The following is a 15,383-nucleotide window of genomic DNA, read 5'->3' as shown; positions in this document are numbered from 1 at the left end:
GGTCGATCCGCAAAGCGGATCGGGGTGGGGGTGCATCCGTTAGACTTTGCTCCCATCCCTGCGTTCACCCATTTGCCCCCAACCCGGTCGCTGCGCGACCGACCTCCCCACAAGGGGGAGGTAGGCCAATCGCAAGAGGATTTGCCCATGCCCCGCGTTCTCGTTTCCGACAAACTCTCCCCCACCGCCGTCCAGATCTTCAGGGATCGTGGCGTCGAGGTCGACTATCTCCCCGATCTCGGCAAGGACAAGGAAAAGCTGCTCGAAGTCATCGGCCAGTATGACGGCCTCGCCATCCGCTCGGCGACCAAGGTCACCGAAAAGCTGATCGCGGCCGCGACCAATCTCAAGGTCATCGGCCGCGCCGGCATCGGCGTCGACAATGTCGACATTCCCGCCGCCTCGCGGCGCGGCATCATCGTCATGAACACGCCCTTCGGCAATTCGATCACCACCGCCGAGCACGCCATCGCGCTGATGTTCGCGGTTGCGCGCCAGATCCCCGAAGCCAGCGTGTCGACGCATGCCGGCAAGTGGGAGAAGAACCGCTTCATGGGCGTCGAGATCACCGGCAAGACGCTCGGCCTGATCGGCTGCGGCAATATCGGCTCGATCGTCGCCACCCGCGCCGTTGGTCTCAAGATGCATGTCGTCGCCTTCGACCCGTTCCTCTCCGAGCATCGCGCCGAGGAACTGGGCGTCGAGAAGGTGGAGCTCGACGAGTTGCTTGCCCGCGCCGACTTCATCACCCTGCACACGCCGCTGACCGACAAGACGCGCAACATCATCAATGCCGATTCCATCGCCAGGATGAAGACCGGCGTGCGCATCATCAACTGCGCCCGCGGCGGCCTGATCGTCGAGAAGGACCTGATCGCCGGGCTGAAGAGCGGCAAGGTGGCGGGTGCCGGCATCGACGTGTTCGAGGTCGAGCCGGCCGAGCAGAACGAGCTGTTCGGCATGGACAACGTGGTCTGCACGCCACATCTCGGCGCCTCGACATCGGAAGCGCAGGAGAACGTGGCACTGCAAGTCGCCGAGCAGATGGCCGACTATCTGGTCAAGGGTGCGGTCACCAACGCCATCAACATGCCCTCGATCACGGCGGAAGAAGCCCCGCGGTTGAAGCCCTTCGTCAAGCTCGCCGAAGTTCTAGGCGCCTTTGTCGGACAGGTGACGGAAGACCCGATAACCGAGGTCGAGATCCTGTTCGACGGCCAGACCGCGCAGATGAACACCAAGGCGCTGATCAGCGCTGCCCTTGCCGGCCTGATCCGTCCGCAGCTCTCCGACGTCAACATGGTGTCGGCGCCGATCATGGTGAAGGAGCGCGGCATCATCGTCGCCGAGGTCAAGCGCGACAAGTCGGGCGTCTTCGACGGCTACATCAAGCTGACGGTCAAGACCGAGCACATGACCCGTTCGATCGCCGGCACCTGCTTCTCCGACGGCAAGCCGCGGTTCATCCAGATCAAGGGCATCAATCTCGATGCCGAGGTCGGCCAGCACATGCTCTACACCACCAATGCCGATGCGCCCGGCATCATCGGCCTGCTCGGCACCGTCTGCGGCGAGAACGGCGTCAACATCGCCAACTTCCAGCTTGGCCGCGACCGCCCGGGCGGGGACGCCATCGCGCTGCTGTATCTCGACGCGCCCTTCCCGGAGGACGTGCTTGCCAAGGTGCGCGACCACAAGTCGATCGACTCGGCCAAGCGCCTGCAGTTCGACGTCAACGGCTTCTGATCGGCCGGCTGGACAGCATTGCCTCCCAAGGCTGAAGAGGGCGCGGCTTGGTCCGCGCCTTTTTCTTTCAGGAACCGCGATCGACGGTGCTGCGAGCCATCAGCTCCTCGGCGCTCGCCATCTTGCGTCCGCTGTGCTCGGCCAGCCAGATGCCGCCGAACACCAGGGCGATGGCCAGCGCATGGTAGAGCTGGAAATCCTCGCCGAGGATCAGAACCGAGAGCAGCGTCCCGAAGATGGGGACCATATTGATGAACAAGCCGGCCCGATTGGCGCCGATGAGTTCGACACCGCGGATGTAGAACATCTGCGCCATGATCGACGGGAATACCACGACATAGGCGGTGAGCGCCCAGCCATAGAGATCGGGCGCAATGACCCGATCGGTGGCGATCTCCCACGCCGTGAACGGGATCGAGGTGACGAAGGCCGACGCCGCCAGCATGATCATCAGGCTTTGCCAGTGGATGTCGGGCTTGAAGCGAAGCGCCACTGTATAGGCGCTGTAGACGAGCACAGCGACCAGCATCAGCGCGTCGCCGAAATTCAGGTCCAGCACCACCAGGTTCGAGAGGTTGCCATGGCTCGCCGTCAGCGCGACACCAAGCAGCGAAAGCAGGAAGCCGAGGATCTGGCCGGGAGCGACGCGCATCCGGAACAGCAGGAAGTTGGCGGCGAAGATCAGCATCGGCATGCCCGCCTGCTCGATGCTGGTGTTGATTGCGGTGGTGAAATTCAGCGCGGTGTAGAGCGCTGCGTTGAACACGGTGAAGCCGAGCGCGCCCAGGCTGGCGAGCACCCAGATATGCTTGCGAACCACGGGCCAGTCGGCACGCAGCCGCGGCCAGCCGATGGCGACGAGCAAGGCGGCAGCGAAGGCCCAGCGCATGGTGGTGAACAGCATCGGCGACACGTGGCCGACCGCGAGCTTGCCCGCCACCGAGTTGCCGCCCCAGAACAGGGTTGTCAGCAACAGCAGGACATAGGCATTTCGGAACATCCGGACGAACTTTCGCGGGCGACAGGCTATGCCCCGGGCCTAAGTGGCCGATCCCGGCAAGTAAATGCCTCCAAAGGCAGAATTTGTTGTGCCTGAGGCGGCAAAGAAAGGTCGCGCTTGCAATTGCTTGGCGTTATAGAGGCCTGTCATTTTGCACTGTTCGCGGCCCGGCCCGCGATGTCGGAAGGAAAATATCATGGCCAATGTGGTGGTCGTCGGTTCCCAGTGGGGCGACGAAGGCAAGGGCAAGATCGTGGACTGGCTGTCCGAGCGCGCCGATGTGGTGGTGCGGTTCCAGGGCGGGCATAACGCCGGTCACACGCTGGTGGTCGACGGCGTTGTCTACAAGCTGTCGCTCCTGCCCTCCGGCGTCGTCCGCGAGGGCAAGCTGTCGATCATCGGCAACGGCGTGGTCTTCGATCCGCACGCCTTCGTCGCGGAATTGGACAAGATCCGCGCCCAAGGCGTCGAGATCGGCCCCGACCGCCTGAAAATAGCCGAAAACACTGCGCTTATCCTGTCCTTGCATCGCGAATTGGACGGCTTCCGCGAGGATGCCGCCTCCAATTCGGGCACGAAGATTGGCACGACCCGTCGCGGCATCGGCCCCGCCTACGAGGACAAGGTGGGACGCCGTGCTGTCAGGGTGATGGACTTGGCGGATTTGGACACACTGCCCCACAAGGTCGACAGGTTGCTCACGCACCATAATGCGCTGCGCCGCGGCCTCGGCCATGCGGAAGTGACGCATGACGCCATCATGGCCGAGCTGACCTCGATCGCCGACCAGATCCTGCCCTACATGGACCGCGTCTGGAAGGTGCTCGACGACAAGCGCCGTGCCGGCGAACGCATCCTGTTCGAGGGCGCGCAGGGTACCCTGCTCGACATCGACCACGGCACCTATCCGTTCGTCACCTCGTCGAACACGGTTGCCGGCCAGGCAGCCGCCGGATCGGGCGTCGGCCCGGGCGCGATCAACTATGTCCTCGGCATCACCAAGGCCTATACGACGCGCGTCGGCGAAGGCCCGTTCCCGACCGAGCAGCAAAACGAGATCGGCGAGTTCCTCGGCACCCGTGGCCACGAGTTCGGCGTTGTCACCGGGCGCAAGCGCCGCTGCGGCTGGTTCGACGCCGTGCTCGTGCGCCAGGCGGTTGCCGTCAACGGCATCAAGGGCATCGCGCTGACCAAGCTCGACGTGCTCGACGGCCTCGACGAGATCAAGGTCTGCACCGGCTATATGCTCGACGGCGAGTTGATCGACTACTTGCCCGCGAGCCAGGGCGCGCAGGCACGCGTCGAGCCGATCTACGAGACGCTCGAAGGCTGGAAGGGTACCACCGCCGGCGCCCGCAGCTGGAACGCCCTGCCGGCCCAGGCGGTGAAGTACGTGCGTTATATCGAAGAGCTGATCGGCGCACCCGTGGCGATGCTTTCCACCAGCCCGGAGCGGGAGGACACGATACTTGTGACCGACCCGTTTGAAGACTAGTTTTGGCAGCTTTCCGGCGGCGCCAGCTGCCGGACGCGGCGCGGCCCAGAAGAAAAGATAGGTCGACGAGAGAATGGCAGACTTCGTAGCGGTCCTGAAGAAGACGCTGGATGGCATGGGCGACACCACGCCGGCAATGCGCGCGCGGGTATATGACAAGGCCCGCAGCACGATCGCTGCCAAGCTTGCCGCCCTCGACCCGCAGCCGCCTGCCGCCGTCGCCGAACGGCAGACGAAGTCGCTCGAGGACGCCATCGCCACCGTCGAGGCGTCGTTCACCGCAAAGCCGGTCGAAGACGACCCGCTGGCCGAGCTCGAAAACGTCTTTACTTCTATCGCCCGCAACAAGGACCAGCCGGCCTACAGCCGGCCCGCGCCCGAGCCGGAGATTCGGCGCCCTGCGACTCCCGTTGCGCCCGTGCCGCCGTCGCCCGCAGCCGTCCCTGCGCCGACCTATGCACCGCAGGCACGTGAGCCACTGCCCGACTTCTCGGCCAGCCACGATTTCGGCAACGGGGCGCCAGAAGCGGAGGGCGACAACCGTTTCGGCGATGAGGCGCCTGAGGACGTCGATCCATTCCAGAACACCCGGCAAAGACCACGCAAGCGCGTCAGCGGCGGCCTGATTGCCGCTGCCCTTGCAGTCGTGGTGATTGGCGGTGGCGGCTATGCACTGTGGTCGAACGGCGACGCGTTCGTCGGCTCCAGCGACGACAAGCCGGCGGCGACCGCGCCCGCGAAGGAAGCGGCGACACCCCCGCCAGCCAATGGCGGCCAGAACGCCCAGGCCCCGGCCGGTGGCGAACCGGGCAAGTTCACCCAGCGCATGACGGCGGACGGCAACGAAGTCGACCCGGGTCCGGCAAGCGGCAGCAACGGCGTTGGCGAAGGAACCTCCGTCGCCGCCTTGACCCAGCAGCCGCCAGCAGCACCGGCGACCACGCCCGAACCGGACCAGCCCGCGCCAGAGACACCGGCGACGACGCCCGCCCAGGGCACGGCTCCGACGCCGCCTGCGGCGAGCGAAAACGCACCCGTCGCCGTCGGACAGAAGGCGATCTTCTACGAAGAACGTACCAACGTGGCGCAGGGGTCGGCCGAGCCCGGTGCAGTCGTCTGGACGGTGGTGCAGGAATCGCCCGGCGGCGACCTGCCGCCCGAACCGGCGATCCGTGCCGAGGCGACGATCCCGGGCAAGGACATCCAGCTTCGCATGACCATCCGCCGTAACGCCGACAAGACGCTGCCGGCGAGCCATATCCTCGAAATGATCTTCCTGACGCCTGACGGTTTCGAAGGCGGCGGCATCGAGAATATCCTGCGTGTGGCGATGAAGAGTTCCGAACAGGACGCCGGCAACTCCTTGCTCGGCATTCCGGCCAAGATTGCCGACGGCTTCTTCCTCGTCGCGCTCAACGACACCAAGGCCGAAGTCGACGCCAACCTGAACCTTCTGCGTCGCCAGAGCTGGATCGACGTGCCCGTCGTCTACAAGTCCGGTCGCCGCGCCTTGTTCACGCTGGAAAAGGGCATCCCCGGCGACAAGGTGTTCGAAGACGCGATGAAGGCCTGGCAGGCCAAGGCTGCGGGATAAGGCCGGCGCACCGTAGCGTGCGCATAATTCTGACGCGGGCCGTCCCGCGTCAGAAGCCCTGGAACAGCATATCGAGGGCTTCGGTAATTTTGTCGTGTTGTTTCGATAGATTTTCAACTGCCGCAGGCAACTCGGAAGCCATCACGGCCGATATGAATTGCGTCACCATGACGTAGTCCTTGCCGCCAATCGCGAATATCGGATTCAATCTGTGCGCCGGCTTGGGCGCCATGTTCGGCGGCAAGATTGGAACCACCACGCGGGTGTTTAAGTGCCGGAGTAGATCGGCCTGAACATCGAGAAAATAAGCGTCGGCGTCTGCATTGCGATACAGATCGAAGCGCGCCATCAGAACATCCGGTACTTGGCTAACGGCAATCCGTTACGTTCCACATACTCGTTCGAGCTTTCGATGGCTTCCCTGTTTTCCTCCAGCCACTGGCGCGATTTCTCCTCGGAAATCGCTTTCGCCAGTCCAGCTTCGGCGGCTTGGGACATATTGATACCAAGCGCCTTGGCCTCCTCGACCAGTTTAGAATCGAGGGACACATTCGTTGGTTTGCGCGTAGGTTTGGCTGCCTTTTGAAGCATGAGACTCTCCGTCGGTCATGCACATACAATATGCGCATGACCGACGGAGAGCAAGAATCGGACTAACCTTCGAGTTCCTCGCGCAGCATCTCCAGCTCCAGCCATTCTTCCTCAAGCCCTGTCAGCGTCACCCGTTCCTTGTCGAGGGCGGCGATGGTCTTCTGGAAGCCATGGGGATCGCGCTCGTAGAAGGCCGGATCGGCAATCTGGTTTTCCAGCCGCGAGATCGAAGCGGTCACTGCTTCCATCTTCTTGGGCAGGCTTTCGAGCGCGAATTTCTGCTTGAAGGACAGCTTCTTGGCCGCAGCCTTGGGTGCGTCGGGTTCGCTGCGCGACGCGCTCGACGTCTCGGCATTCGCCTTGCGCGACTTGCGGTCATCGAGCTTGGTGCCGCCGCGCTGGGCCAGCATGTCGGAATAGCCGCCGGCATATTCGACCCATTTGCCATCGTTGTCGGGTGCAATGATGCTGGTTACCGTGCGGTCGAGGAAGTCACGGTCGTGGCTGACCAGGATGACGGTGCCGGCGAAACCGGCGACCAGTTCCTGCAGCAGTTCCAGCGTCTCCATGTCGAGATCGTTGGTCGGTTCGTCGAGCACCAGCAAATTGGCCGGGCGCGCCAGAACGCGTGCCAGGATCAGCCGAGCGCGCTCGCCGCCCGAGAGTTCACGCACCGGCGTGCGTGCCTGCTCGGGCTTGAACAGGAAGTCCTTCATGTAGGACACGACGTGGCGCTGCTCGCCGTTGATGACGAGGTTCTCGCCGCGACCGTCGGTCAGGTAACTGGTCAGGGTTTCGTTCGGGTCGACCGCCTCGCGCTTCTGGTCGAGCGTGGCGATCTCCAGGTTGACGCCGAGCCGCACGTTGCCCGCATCGGGCTCCATCTCGCCGGTCAACATCTTGAGCAGCGTCGTCTTGCCGGCACCGTTGGGACCGACGAGGCCGATGCGGTCACCACGCTGGATGCGGGTCGAGAAGCCCTTCACCACCGTCAGGTCGCCGAAGCTCTTTTCGATGTTCTTGGCCTCGATGACCAGCTTGCCGGATTCTGCGGCATCGCTGGCGACCATCGTCGCCACCCCTTCGGCTCCGCGATGGCCACGGAATTTCTGGCGCATTGTCTGCAGTTCGCCCAGGCGGCGCATGTTGCGCTTGCGCCGCGCCGTCACGCCGTAGCGCAGCCAATGCTCTTCGCGCACGATCTGGCGGCCGAGCTTGTGCTGGTCGCGCTCCTCTTCCTCGAGGATCTGGTCGCGCCATTCCTCGAAGTGGGCAAAGCCACGGTCGAGCCGGCGCGTCTGGCCGCGGTCGAGCCAGACGGTGTTGCGGCTGACGCGTTCGAGGAAGCGGCGATCATGCGAAATCAGGATCAGCGCCGAGGAGGTCCGGATAAGCTCCTCTTCCAGCCACTCGATGACGGAGAGGTCGAGATGGTTGGTCGGCTCGTCGAGCAAAAGGATGTCGGGCTCGGGCGCCATGACGCGGGCAAGTGCGGCACGGCGTGCCTCGCCGCCAGACAGGTCGCCAGGCCGCTCCTCGCCGGTGAGGCCGAGATGGTCGAGCAGATAGGTGGCGCGATGCGCGTCGTCGGCCGGCCCGAGGCCAGATTCGACATAGGCGCGCACGCTGGCAAAGCCGTCCATGTCGGGCGCCTGCGGCAGATAGCGGATCGTCGCCGAGGGCTGGCGGAACACCTCGCCGTCCGTCGGCTCCACCATGCCGGCAGCGATCTTGAGCAGTGTCGACTTGCCGGAACCGTTGCGGCCGACAAGCGCGATCTTGTCGCCGGTCGAGGCCGACAGCGCCGCGCCGTCGAGCAGCGGCACGCCGCCAAAGGTCAGGCGAATGCCATCGAGATTGAGAAGCGGAGGGGCCATGTTTCAGAAATCCGAGGCAGGAAAGGGATGGGCAAGGAGCAGCGCGCGGCCACTGCCTAGCGAGACGCGCAAACTGCCGCGCACTTCGTTGGAAAGCGTCAGCGACGAGCCGAAAGGCACCTGGACGCTGTCGAGCGGCCATTTGGCGCCCTCTTCGGTTAGCCCGGAAAGCTCGGAGAAGGCGAGCACCGAAAACAGCGTACCGTCTTCATAGTCGAAGCCGGAAGTGCCGGGCAAAAGCGGATGCGCCTCCTGGCGGCCGCTGGTCAGCAGAACCTCCGTGCCTTCTTCGGCAAGGCGCAGCGCCAGCGCGAGATGAAGAAAGGCGTGATCGGCCCGCGCCCCGCCAAAGGCACCGACCAGCACCAGAGAGGTCGCCCCCCGGGCGAGCGCAGCCGCGATCGCCAGTTCGCCGTCGGTCTTGTCCTTGTCGGCGGGAAATATCTCGCGCGGCACGGACGCGAAGCTCGGGTCGATCTCGGCGGGCGCCGAGTCGAAGTCTCCGAGCCAGAGTTCCGGCAGCAGGCCGAGCGTTGCGGCATGACGGATGCCGGAATCGGCCGCGATGACGCGGCTGCCCGCGACCTGACGGTCGAGGCGCGGCGTGCGGAAGAGCTCGCCGCCGAGAAGTAGGGTGAACCGGGTCATGGCAAGCGCATTACCAGCCCGGCAGCCGAAACGGAAGGCCGCGAGGCGGCGCGTGGCCGGCAAACTACTGCTTGCGCGGCCTTCCGCGCGGCTCTATTTGTGGGACCGCTCTAACGGGGTGCCTGTCACGCGCAAGCGGGCAGGCTGAGAGGCATGGAGAGTTCCGGCCAACCCGCTGAACCTGATCCGGTTTGTACCGGCGGAGGGATTAGATGCTTCGGACGCCCGGCGCTTCAAATTCCCTTTCAACACCAATGAAGGAGGCGCCGATGCGCTCGCCCGTTCTGTCCCTGACTTCCGCCCTGGCGCTCGCCGCTATTGCCTTTCCGGCCGCTGCCGAAGGCAAGCTCACGGTCTACACCTATGAAAGCTTTACCGCCGAGTGGGGCCCCGGCCCGCAGGTCAAGAAGGCGTTCGAGGCCGAATGCACCTGCGAGGTCGATTTCGTTTCGGTGGCCGACGGCGTGGCCCTGCTCAACCGCGTCAAGCTCGAGGGTGCGGCCACCAAGGCCGACATCGTGCTCGGCCTCGACACCAATTTGACCGCCGAGGCCAAGGCGACCGGTCTGTTTGCGCCGCACGGTTCGGTGGACGAAAACGTCAAGGTGCCGGGCGACTGGAAGGACGATACCTTTGTGCCTTACGACTACAGCTATTTCGCCGTCGTCTATGACACCGAAAAGCTGAAGACCCCGCCGAAGAGCCTCAAGGAACTGGTCGAAGGCGACCCTGAGCAGAAGATCGCCATCCAGGACCCCCGCACCTCGACGCCCGGCCTCGGCCTGCTCTTGTGGGTCAAGTCGGTCTATGGCGACAAGGCACCGGAAGCCTGGGCCAAGCTCAAGAGCCGCGTGCTGACGGTCACGCCGGGTTGGAGCGAGGCCTATGGCCTGTTCACCAAGGGCGAAGCGCCGATGGTGCTGTCCTACACCACCTCGCCCGCCTACCACATGGTCGCGGACAAATCCGAACGCTACCAGGCCGCGTCCTTCGAGGAAGGCCACTATCTGCAGATCGAGGTTGCCGGCATCACCACGACGGGCGCCAAGAACCCGCTGGCCGAGAAGTTCATGGCCTTCATGACCGGTCCCGGCTTCCAGGACGTCATCCCCGAGACCAACTGGATGCTGCCCGCTGGCAAGACCGACAAGCCGCTCAACCCGGCCTTCGACAAGCTTGTGAAGCCGGCCAAGACGCTGATCTTCAGCGCCGACGAAGTCGCCGCCAACCGCAAGGCCTGGGTCGACGAGTGGCTTGGCGTGATGAGCAAGTAGGCACGAAAGGCTCCAGCGTGAACGCCCTGCGTCGCCCCCTTCTGTCCTGCCGGACATCGCCCCCACAAGGGGGGAGATCATCTGCGTCGCTGCGTCCGCTCTTACTTTGCAATCCCAGCTTGGCGGGGGCCAAGCCACTGCCAATCTCCCCCCTTGTGGGGGCGATGTCCGGCAGGACAGAAGGGGGCGACGTAGAGCAGAACGTGGCCGTTCGGCACCTGCCCCGCTCCAACTGCTTCTAGGTCGGCATGAGCATTCGCACCTCCGATCCCCGCATCGCCGCTGGCATCATTGCGCTGGTGGCCATCGGCATTCTGATCGGCGGCGCGTTTGCCGGGCTTGGCATCGAGGCCGCGCGTAACCCGCAAGGAGCCGCAGCGGCTTTCGACGGTTATCTCTTCCGCGTCGCGCGCTTCACGCTGTGGCAGGCGCTCCTGTCGACGCTGCTATCGGTGGTGCCGGCGATCTTCGTCGCCCGCGCCCTGTCGCGGCACCCGCAGTTCCCCGGCCGCGGGCTGATCCTGCGCCTGTTTGCCGTTCCTCTCGCCTTGCCGGCAATCGTCGCAGCCCTCGGTATCCTCTCGCTCTATGGCCGCGCCGGCTATTTCGCTGAACCGCTGACGGCGCTGACCGGTGGCACATGGCCCGGCATCTACGGCCTGTCCGGCATTCTGGTTGCCCATGTCTTCTTCAACCTGCCGCTGGCGACGCGGCTGATGCTCGAGGCGCTGCAGACCGTGCCGACCGACCAGTGGCGACTGGCGAGCCAACTGGGCATGGGCGCGCGGGCGAGCTTCCGGTTCATTGAATGGCCGGCAATGCGCGCAGCCCTGCCCGGCATCGCCGGACTGGTGTTCATGCTCTGCATCACCTCCTTCACCATCGTCCTGACGCTTGGCGGCGGCCCCGCTGCAACGACGCTGGAAGTGGCGATCTACCAGGCGCTGCGCTTCGATTTCGACCCTGCCCGGGCGGTCGCCCTCACCGTGCTGCAAATCGCACTGACTGCCGTCGTGGTCCTGGCGCTGATGCGGCTCGGCGCCAACACGACAGGCGACGCCAACCTGCCAGTGGCACGACGTAGCTTCATCCAGGCTAAGGCCGGCGAGACCGCATTCAACGTCGCAGCCATCCTTCTTGCCCTCGTCTTCGTCGGTGGGCCGATGCTGGCGACCGTCGCCTCCGGGCTCAAGGCTGATCTCGGTCGGCTGGCCGGCGAAGCCTCCGTCCAGCGCGCAACGCTGACCAGCATCGTGCTGGCCACAATATCGGCGACGCTCGCGGCAATGATCGCGCTGGCGCTGGTCATGGCGCGCCGAGCGCTGGCCGGCAGCCGGCAGGGTGACAAAAAAACACTCCTCGAACGGTTCACCGACACCGGCGCCGGCTTCGTGCTGGTGGTGCCGCCGATCGTCATCGGCGCCGGCTGGTTCGTGCTGGTGCGGCAGTCGGTCGACGTGTTTGCGCTGGCGCCAGTCATGGTGGTCACCGTCAATGCCGTCATGGCGATGCCCTTTGCGGTTCGCGCCATTCGGCCCGCTTACGATGCGGGGAGCGAGCGCCACGAGCGGCTTTGTGCCCAGCTTGGCATTTCCGGCTGGAGCCGGTTGCGGCTGATCGACTGGCCGGTACTCAGGCGCCCGCTGGCCACCGCCTTCGCCTTTGCCATGGCGCTGTCACTTGGCGACCTTGGTGTCATCGCCCTCTTCGGCAGCGACGCCGTGCAGACGCTGCCCTATCTACTGCTCGCCCGCATGGGCAGCTATCGCACCGACGACGCGGCGGGCCTGGCACTGATGCTCGGACTGTTGTGCCTGGCTTTGATGATGTTGGCCGACCGCCTCGGCAAGGAGACTTCCAGATGACCGCGACCAGTGCGGCCGTGCGCTTCGACCAGGTGGTGTTCAGCTATGCCGACACCATGGTGCGTTTCGACGTGACTTTCGCGCCCGGCGAGATCACCGCCATCATGGGACCGAGCGGGGCCGGCAAGTCGACCCTGCTCAATCTCGTTGCCGGCTTCGAGACGCCCCGCGAAGGCCGCGTGCTGATCGGCGAAACGGATGTGACCTCGGCGCCTCCTGCCGACCGGCCGGTGTCGATGGTGTTTCAGGAAAACAACCTCTTCGCCCATCTCGATGTCGCCAGCAATGTCGGGCTGGGGCGCTCGCCTGGCTTGCGCCTGGGCGCGACGGACAAGCAGGATGTAGCCAGCGCCCTTGCGCGCGTCGGGCTGGCTGGCATGGAGCACCGCCTGCCGCGCGAACTCTCTGGCGGCGAGCGCCAGCGTGTGGCCTTGGCACGCGTTCTTGTGCGCGACCGCCCGATTCTCCTGCTGGATGAACCCTTTGCCTCGCTTGGACCAGCCTTGCGCGACGACATGCTGGACCTTTTGGCAAGCGTCCAAGCAGAACGCAGGATGACCGTGCTTTTCGTGACACACCAACCCGAAGATGCGCGAAAACTCGCCGAAAACATGGTTTTCGTCGAAGCTGGAAGGGTTGCCGCGGCAGGAAAGACTGCGGATTTCTTTACAAGTTCTGGACCTGAAGCCTTCAGACACTATATCGGCAATGAACGGCAGTGACACGATCACGCCAAGTTGCCCGGAAGCGGACATAATTTACAGCCAAATCGCCATGTTCGCGGCGGCGGCCTTATTGTGTCGGCAAGGCGAGTGTGGCTACGTCCACACCATGCGGGCCTGCTTCGCCCGCATGTGTTGAATTTGAAAGGACGAGCTCTGCCCATCTGCCGCGACGGACTGACCAGGACGATAACGACACGCTGCGCGCGACTTGCCGTCGCCGTGGCGCTGTCGGCGCTTGTCGCCGGTTGCCAGGTGCTCAACTCGTCGGACGTTCGCGAATCCGGCTTCCAGCCGTCCAACAATCCGGTGACGGTCGACAATGTCTCGCGCAACGACAAGCTGGCCGAGATCGCCAAGGCCCAGCACCCGCGCATCCTGGCCACTTATGCCGGAGAATACTCCGACCCCAAGCTGGAGCGCATGGTCGCCAAGGTCGTCGGCAGCCTGACCACGGTTTCGGGCAACCCGAACCAGACCTATCGCATCACCATCCTCAACTCGCCCAACGTCAACGCCTTCGCGCTGCCGGGCGGCTATCTCTACGTGACGCGCGGACTTCTCGCGCTGGCCAACGATTCGGCCGAACTGGCCGCCGTCATCTCGCACGAGATGGGCCACGTCACCGCCAACCACGGTATCCAGCGCCAGCAGAAGGAAGCCGAGGAAGTGCTGGCGACCAAGGTCGTCACCGACGTGCTGGGTGAAAGCCCGACAGCCAAGGCAGCGCTGATCCGCGGCAAGCTGAGGCTTGCCCAGTTCTCGCGCAACCAGGAGCTCGAGGCCGACGGCATCGGCATCAAGATGAGCGGCCAGTCCGGCTACGATCCGTTCGCCGCGGGTCGCTTCCTGCAGTCGATGGCCGCCTATAGCGACCTGCGCGCCGTCAGCGGCGCCACCGACGCCAGCCTCGACTTCCTGGCCAGCCATCCCAATGCGCCACAGCGCATCGACCTGGCCCAGCGCCATGCCCGCCAGTTCGGCGCTCCGGGCATCGGCAAGCGCGACCGCGATTCCTTCCTCGCCGGCATCGACGGGCTGCTGTTCGGCGACACGCCCGACGAGGGTTATGTACGTGGAACTACCTTCCTGCATCCCAAGCTCGGCATCTCGTTCTCGGTGCCGCAGGGCTTCATCATCGACAACACCGCCGCTGCCGTCACCGCGACGGGGCCGGGCAACATGGCCATCCGCTTCGACGGCGTGACCATCGACAGCAAGCTGTCGCTGCCCGACTACGTCAAGAGCGGCTGGGTCGCCGGGCTCGATCCGGCAAGCGTCCGCTCGGAAACGATCAACGGCAACGAGGCAGCGTTTGCCCGCGCCAGCGCCGAAGGCTGGCAATTCGACATCATGGTGATCCGCGCCGGCGCACAGGTCTACCGTCTGCTGACGGCGGCTCCGACCGCCAGTCCCAATCTCGACGCGGTCGCCCGCTCGGTGAGTTCCAGCTTCCAGGTCATGACAGCTGCGGAAAAGGCTGCGCTCAAGCCGCTGCGCATCCGCGTCGTCACCGTGCAGCCGGGCCAGAATATGGGGTCGCTCGCCGCCAGCATGGTCGGCGTCGATCGCAAGCTCGATCTGTTCAGGGTGTTGAACGCGCTCGCCCCCGGAGCCACCGTTTCGGCCGGCGACAAGGTCAAGGTCGTCACCGACAGGTAGTCAGCTACGCGGCCAGGAATGCCGAGTTCTGCCGCACCAGGGCCGACTTCAGCTTTTCCATGGCACGGGTTTCGATCTGTCGAACCCGCTCCTTGGAGATGCCGAGCGTAGTGCCCAGCTCTTCCAGCGTCGCACCCTCCTCGCTCAGCCGGCGCTCCTCGATGATCTGCAATTCGCGCGCGTTGAGCACGCCGAGCGCGTCGTGCAGCCAGCCCGACCGCCGTTCGATGTCGATCGCATCGCCGACGAGTTCATCCGGCAACGGATCGTCGGAGACCAAAAGATCCATGCGCTCGCCGGCATCGCCATCGTCGCTTAGCGGCGCGTTGAGCGAGGTATCAGGCACCGACAGGCGCATGTCCATCATGGCGACGTCCGCTTCCGACACCCCGAGTGCCAAGGATATCTCCTGATAGGCCGAACTGTTGCCGAGCGGACCGCCACCCTGTGCAAGGCGCGCGCGCATGCGGCGCAGGTTGAAGAACAGCGATTTCTGGGCCGAACTCGTGCCGCCCCTGACGATCGACCAGTTGCGCAGGATGTAGTCCTGCATGGAAGCCCGTATCCACCAGCTGGCATAGGTCGAAAAGCGCACTTCCCGCTGCGGGTCGAAGCGCGCGGCAGCCTCGAGCAGCCCGACATGGCCTTCCTGGATGAGATCGCCAATCGGCAGTCCATAGCGCCGGAACTTGACCGCCATGGCGATGACGAGGCGCATATGGGCGGTGGTGATGCGGTTCAGCGCGTCCTGGTCGTGCTGTTCTTTCCAGCGGATCGCCAGTTCCAGCTCTTCGCCACGTTCCAGATAGGGCGCGCGCGACGCGGCCCGCAGCATCATCTGTTCGCCAGCAAGGCCTGCCCGGTCCATATACATGCTTCGCCCCTTGTTGCGTGAGCAAGCTGGGCGCA

Annotated in this window: 13 protein-coding genes and 1 riboswitch; of the genes, 7 read left to right on the top strand and 6 right to left on the bottom strand. The window is 64.7% G+C overall.

All coding sequences use genetic code 11. The features are described from left to right. Positions 1-147: 147 nt before the first annotated feature. Positions 148-1,746: a phosphoglycerate dehydrogenase gene (gene serA, locus O1Y97_RS06330; RefSeq protein ID WP_318763495.1), complete on the top strand. Its 1,599-nt coding sequence runs from the start codon at positions 148-150 to the stop codon at positions 1,744-1,746. Between the two features lie 67 nt (positions 1,747-1,813). Here the strand turns inward: serA and O1Y97_RS06325 are convergent, their stop codons facing one another. Beyond that, entirely contained in the window at positions 1,814-2,746 is a 933-nt protein-coding gene (locus O1Y97_RS06325) for a DMT family transporter (RefSeq protein ID WP_318763494.1), read from the bottom strand. A 196-nt stretch (positions 2,747-2,942) separates the two neighbouring features. Between O1Y97_RS06325 and O1Y97_RS06320 the strand changes: the two genes are divergently transcribed. Next, positions 2,943-4,241, top strand: a complete 1,299-nt coding sequence (locus O1Y97_RS06320) for an adenylosuccinate synthase (protein WP_318763493.1) — start codon at positions 2,943-2,945, stop codon at positions 4,239-4,241. Between the two features lie 73 nt (positions 4,242-4,314). After that, a complete protein-coding gene (locus O1Y97_RS06315; protein WP_318763492.1) occupies positions 4,315-5,835 on the top strand; it encodes a hypothetical protein in 1,521 nt (506 codons plus the stop codon). Between the two features lie 49 nt (positions 5,836-5,884). On the opposite strand, the gene O1Y97_RS06310 is transcribed toward O1Y97_RS06315, so the two are convergent. The 4 genes from O1Y97_RS06310 to O1Y97_RS06295 all read right to left on the bottom strand — a co-directional run bounded on the left by O1Y97_RS06310 (position 5,885) and on the right by O1Y97_RS06295 (position 8,951). After that, positions 5,885-6,184, bottom strand: a complete 300-nt coding sequence (locus O1Y97_RS06310) for a CcdB family protein (protein WP_318763491.1) — start codon at positions 6,182-6,184, stop codon at positions 5,885-5,887. Further along, positions 6,184-6,426 (bottom strand): type II toxin-antitoxin system CcdA family antitoxin, encoded by a 243-nt coding sequence (locus O1Y97_RS06305; RefSeq protein ID WP_318763490.1) that lies wholly within the window; start codon positions 6,424-6,426, stop codon positions 6,184-6,186. Before O1Y97_RS06305 ends, O1Y97_RS06310 begins: the two co-directional genes overlap by 1 nt. Before the next feature lie 62 nt (positions 6,427-6,488). After that, positions 6,489-8,303, bottom strand: a complete 1,815-nt coding sequence (locus O1Y97_RS06300) for an ABC-F family ATP-binding cassette domain-containing protein (protein ID WP_318763489.1) — start codon at positions 8,301-8,303, stop codon at positions 6,489-6,491. Between the two features lie 3 nt (positions 8,304-8,306). Next, positions 8,307-8,951, bottom strand: coding sequence for a thiamine diphosphokinase (locus tag O1Y97_RS06295; RefSeq protein ID WP_318763488.1), 645 nt, complete (start codon positions 8,949-8,951; stop codon positions 8,307-8,309). Positions 8,952-9,055: 104 nt separating this feature from the next. Continuing rightward, positions 9,056-9,176, top strand: a riboswitch (TPP riboswitch). Positions 9,177-9,220: 44 nt separating this feature from the next. On the opposite strand from O1Y97_RS06295, the gene thiB reads away from it, so the two are divergent. The 4 genes from thiB to O1Y97_RS06275 all read left to right on the top strand — a co-directional run bounded on the left by thiB (position 9,221) and on the right by O1Y97_RS06275 (position 14,474). Beyond that, positions 9,221-10,225 (top strand): thiamine ABC transporter substrate binding subunit, encoded by a 1,005-nt coding sequence (gene thiB / locus O1Y97_RS06290; RefSeq protein ID WP_318763487.1) that lies wholly within the window; start codon positions 9,221-9,223, stop codon positions 10,223-10,225. 248 nt (positions 10,226-10,473) lie between these two features. Further along, entirely contained in the window at positions 10,474-12,090 is a 1,617-nt protein-coding gene (gene thiP / locus O1Y97_RS06285; RefSeq protein WP_318763486.1) for a thiamine/thiamine pyrophosphate ABC transporter permease, read from the top strand. Continuing rightward, positions 12,087-12,812 (top strand): thiamine ABC transporter ATP-binding protein, encoded by a 726-nt coding sequence (gene thiQ / locus O1Y97_RS06280; RefSeq protein ID WP_318763485.1) that lies wholly within the window; start codon positions 12,087-12,089, stop codon positions 12,810-12,812. Before thiP ends, thiQ begins: the two co-directional genes overlap by 4 nt. 222 nt (positions 12,813-13,034) lie before the next feature. Then, positions 13,035-14,474: a M48 family metalloprotease gene (locus O1Y97_RS06275; protein ID WP_318764158.1), complete on the top strand. Its 1,440-nt coding sequence runs from the start codon at positions 13,035-13,037 to the stop codon at positions 14,472-14,474. 4 nt (positions 14,475-14,478) lie between these two features. Here O1Y97_RS06275 and O1Y97_RS06270 read toward each other — a convergent pair whose 3' ends face one another. Then, positions 14,479-15,348 (bottom strand): RNA polymerase factor sigma-32, encoded by an 870-nt coding sequence (locus O1Y97_RS06270; RefSeq protein ID WP_108606496.1) that lies wholly within the window; start codon positions 15,346-15,348, stop codon positions 14,479-14,481. Between the last annotated feature and the right edge of the window lie 35 nt (positions 15,349-15,383).

Source organism: Aminobacter niigataensis, from assembly GCF_946995915.1.
Taxonomy (GTDB): Bacteria; Pseudomonadota; Alphaproteobacteria; order Rhizobiales; family Rhizobiaceae; genus Aminobacter; species Aminobacter niigataensis.
This window is presented reverse-complemented; position numbering and strand designations above follow the sequence as displayed.

Excerpts from the sequence above, each read along its gene's own strand:
- thiB (WP_318763487.1), top strand. The coding sequence starts at position 9,221 with ATGCGCTCGCCCGTTCTGTCCCTGACTTCCGCCCTGGCGCTCGCCGCT.
- O1Y97_RS06315 (WP_318763492.1), top strand. The coding sequence starts at position 4,315 with ATGGCAGACTTCGTAGCGGTCCTGAAGAAGACGCTGGATGGCATGGGC.
- O1Y97_RS06305 (WP_318763490.1), bottom strand. The coding sequence starts at position 6,426 with ATGCTTCAAAAGGCAGCCAAACCTACGCGCAAACCAACGAATGTGTCC.
- thiP (WP_318763486.1), top strand. The coding sequence starts at position 10,474 with ATGAGCATTCGCACCTCCGATCCCCGCATCGCCGCTGGCATCATTGCG.
- O1Y97_RS06300 (WP_318763489.1), bottom strand. The coding sequence starts at position 8,303 with ATGGCCCCTCCGCTTCTCAATCTCGATGGCATTCGCCTGACCTTTGGC.
- serA (WP_318763495.1), top strand. The coding sequence starts at position 148 with ATGCCCCGCGTTCTCGTTTCCGACAAACTCTCCCCCACCGCCGTCCAG.
- O1Y97_RS06325 (WP_318763494.1), bottom strand. The coding sequence starts at position 2,746 with ATGTTCCGAAATGCCTATGTCCTGCTGTTGCTGACAACCCTGTTCTGG.
- O1Y97_RS06295 (WP_318763488.1), bottom strand. The coding sequence starts at position 8,951 with ATGACCCGGTTCACCCTACTTCTCGGCGGCGAGCTCTTCCGCACGCCG.
- O1Y97_RS06270 (WP_108606496.1), bottom strand. The coding sequence starts at position 15,348 with ATGTATATGGACCGGGCAGGCCTTGCTGGCGAACAGATGATGCTGCGG.
- O1Y97_RS06310 (WP_318763491.1), bottom strand. The coding sequence starts at position 6,184 with ATGGCGCGCTTCGATCTGTATCGCAATGCAGACGCCGACGCTTATTTT.
- O1Y97_RS06320 (WP_318763493.1), top strand. The coding sequence starts at position 2,943 with ATGGCCAATGTGGTGGTCGTCGGTTCCCAGTGGGGCGACGAAGGCAAG.
- thiQ (WP_318763485.1), top strand. The coding sequence starts at position 12,087 with ATGACCGCGACCAGTGCGGCCGTGCGCTTCGACCAGGTGGTGTTCAGC.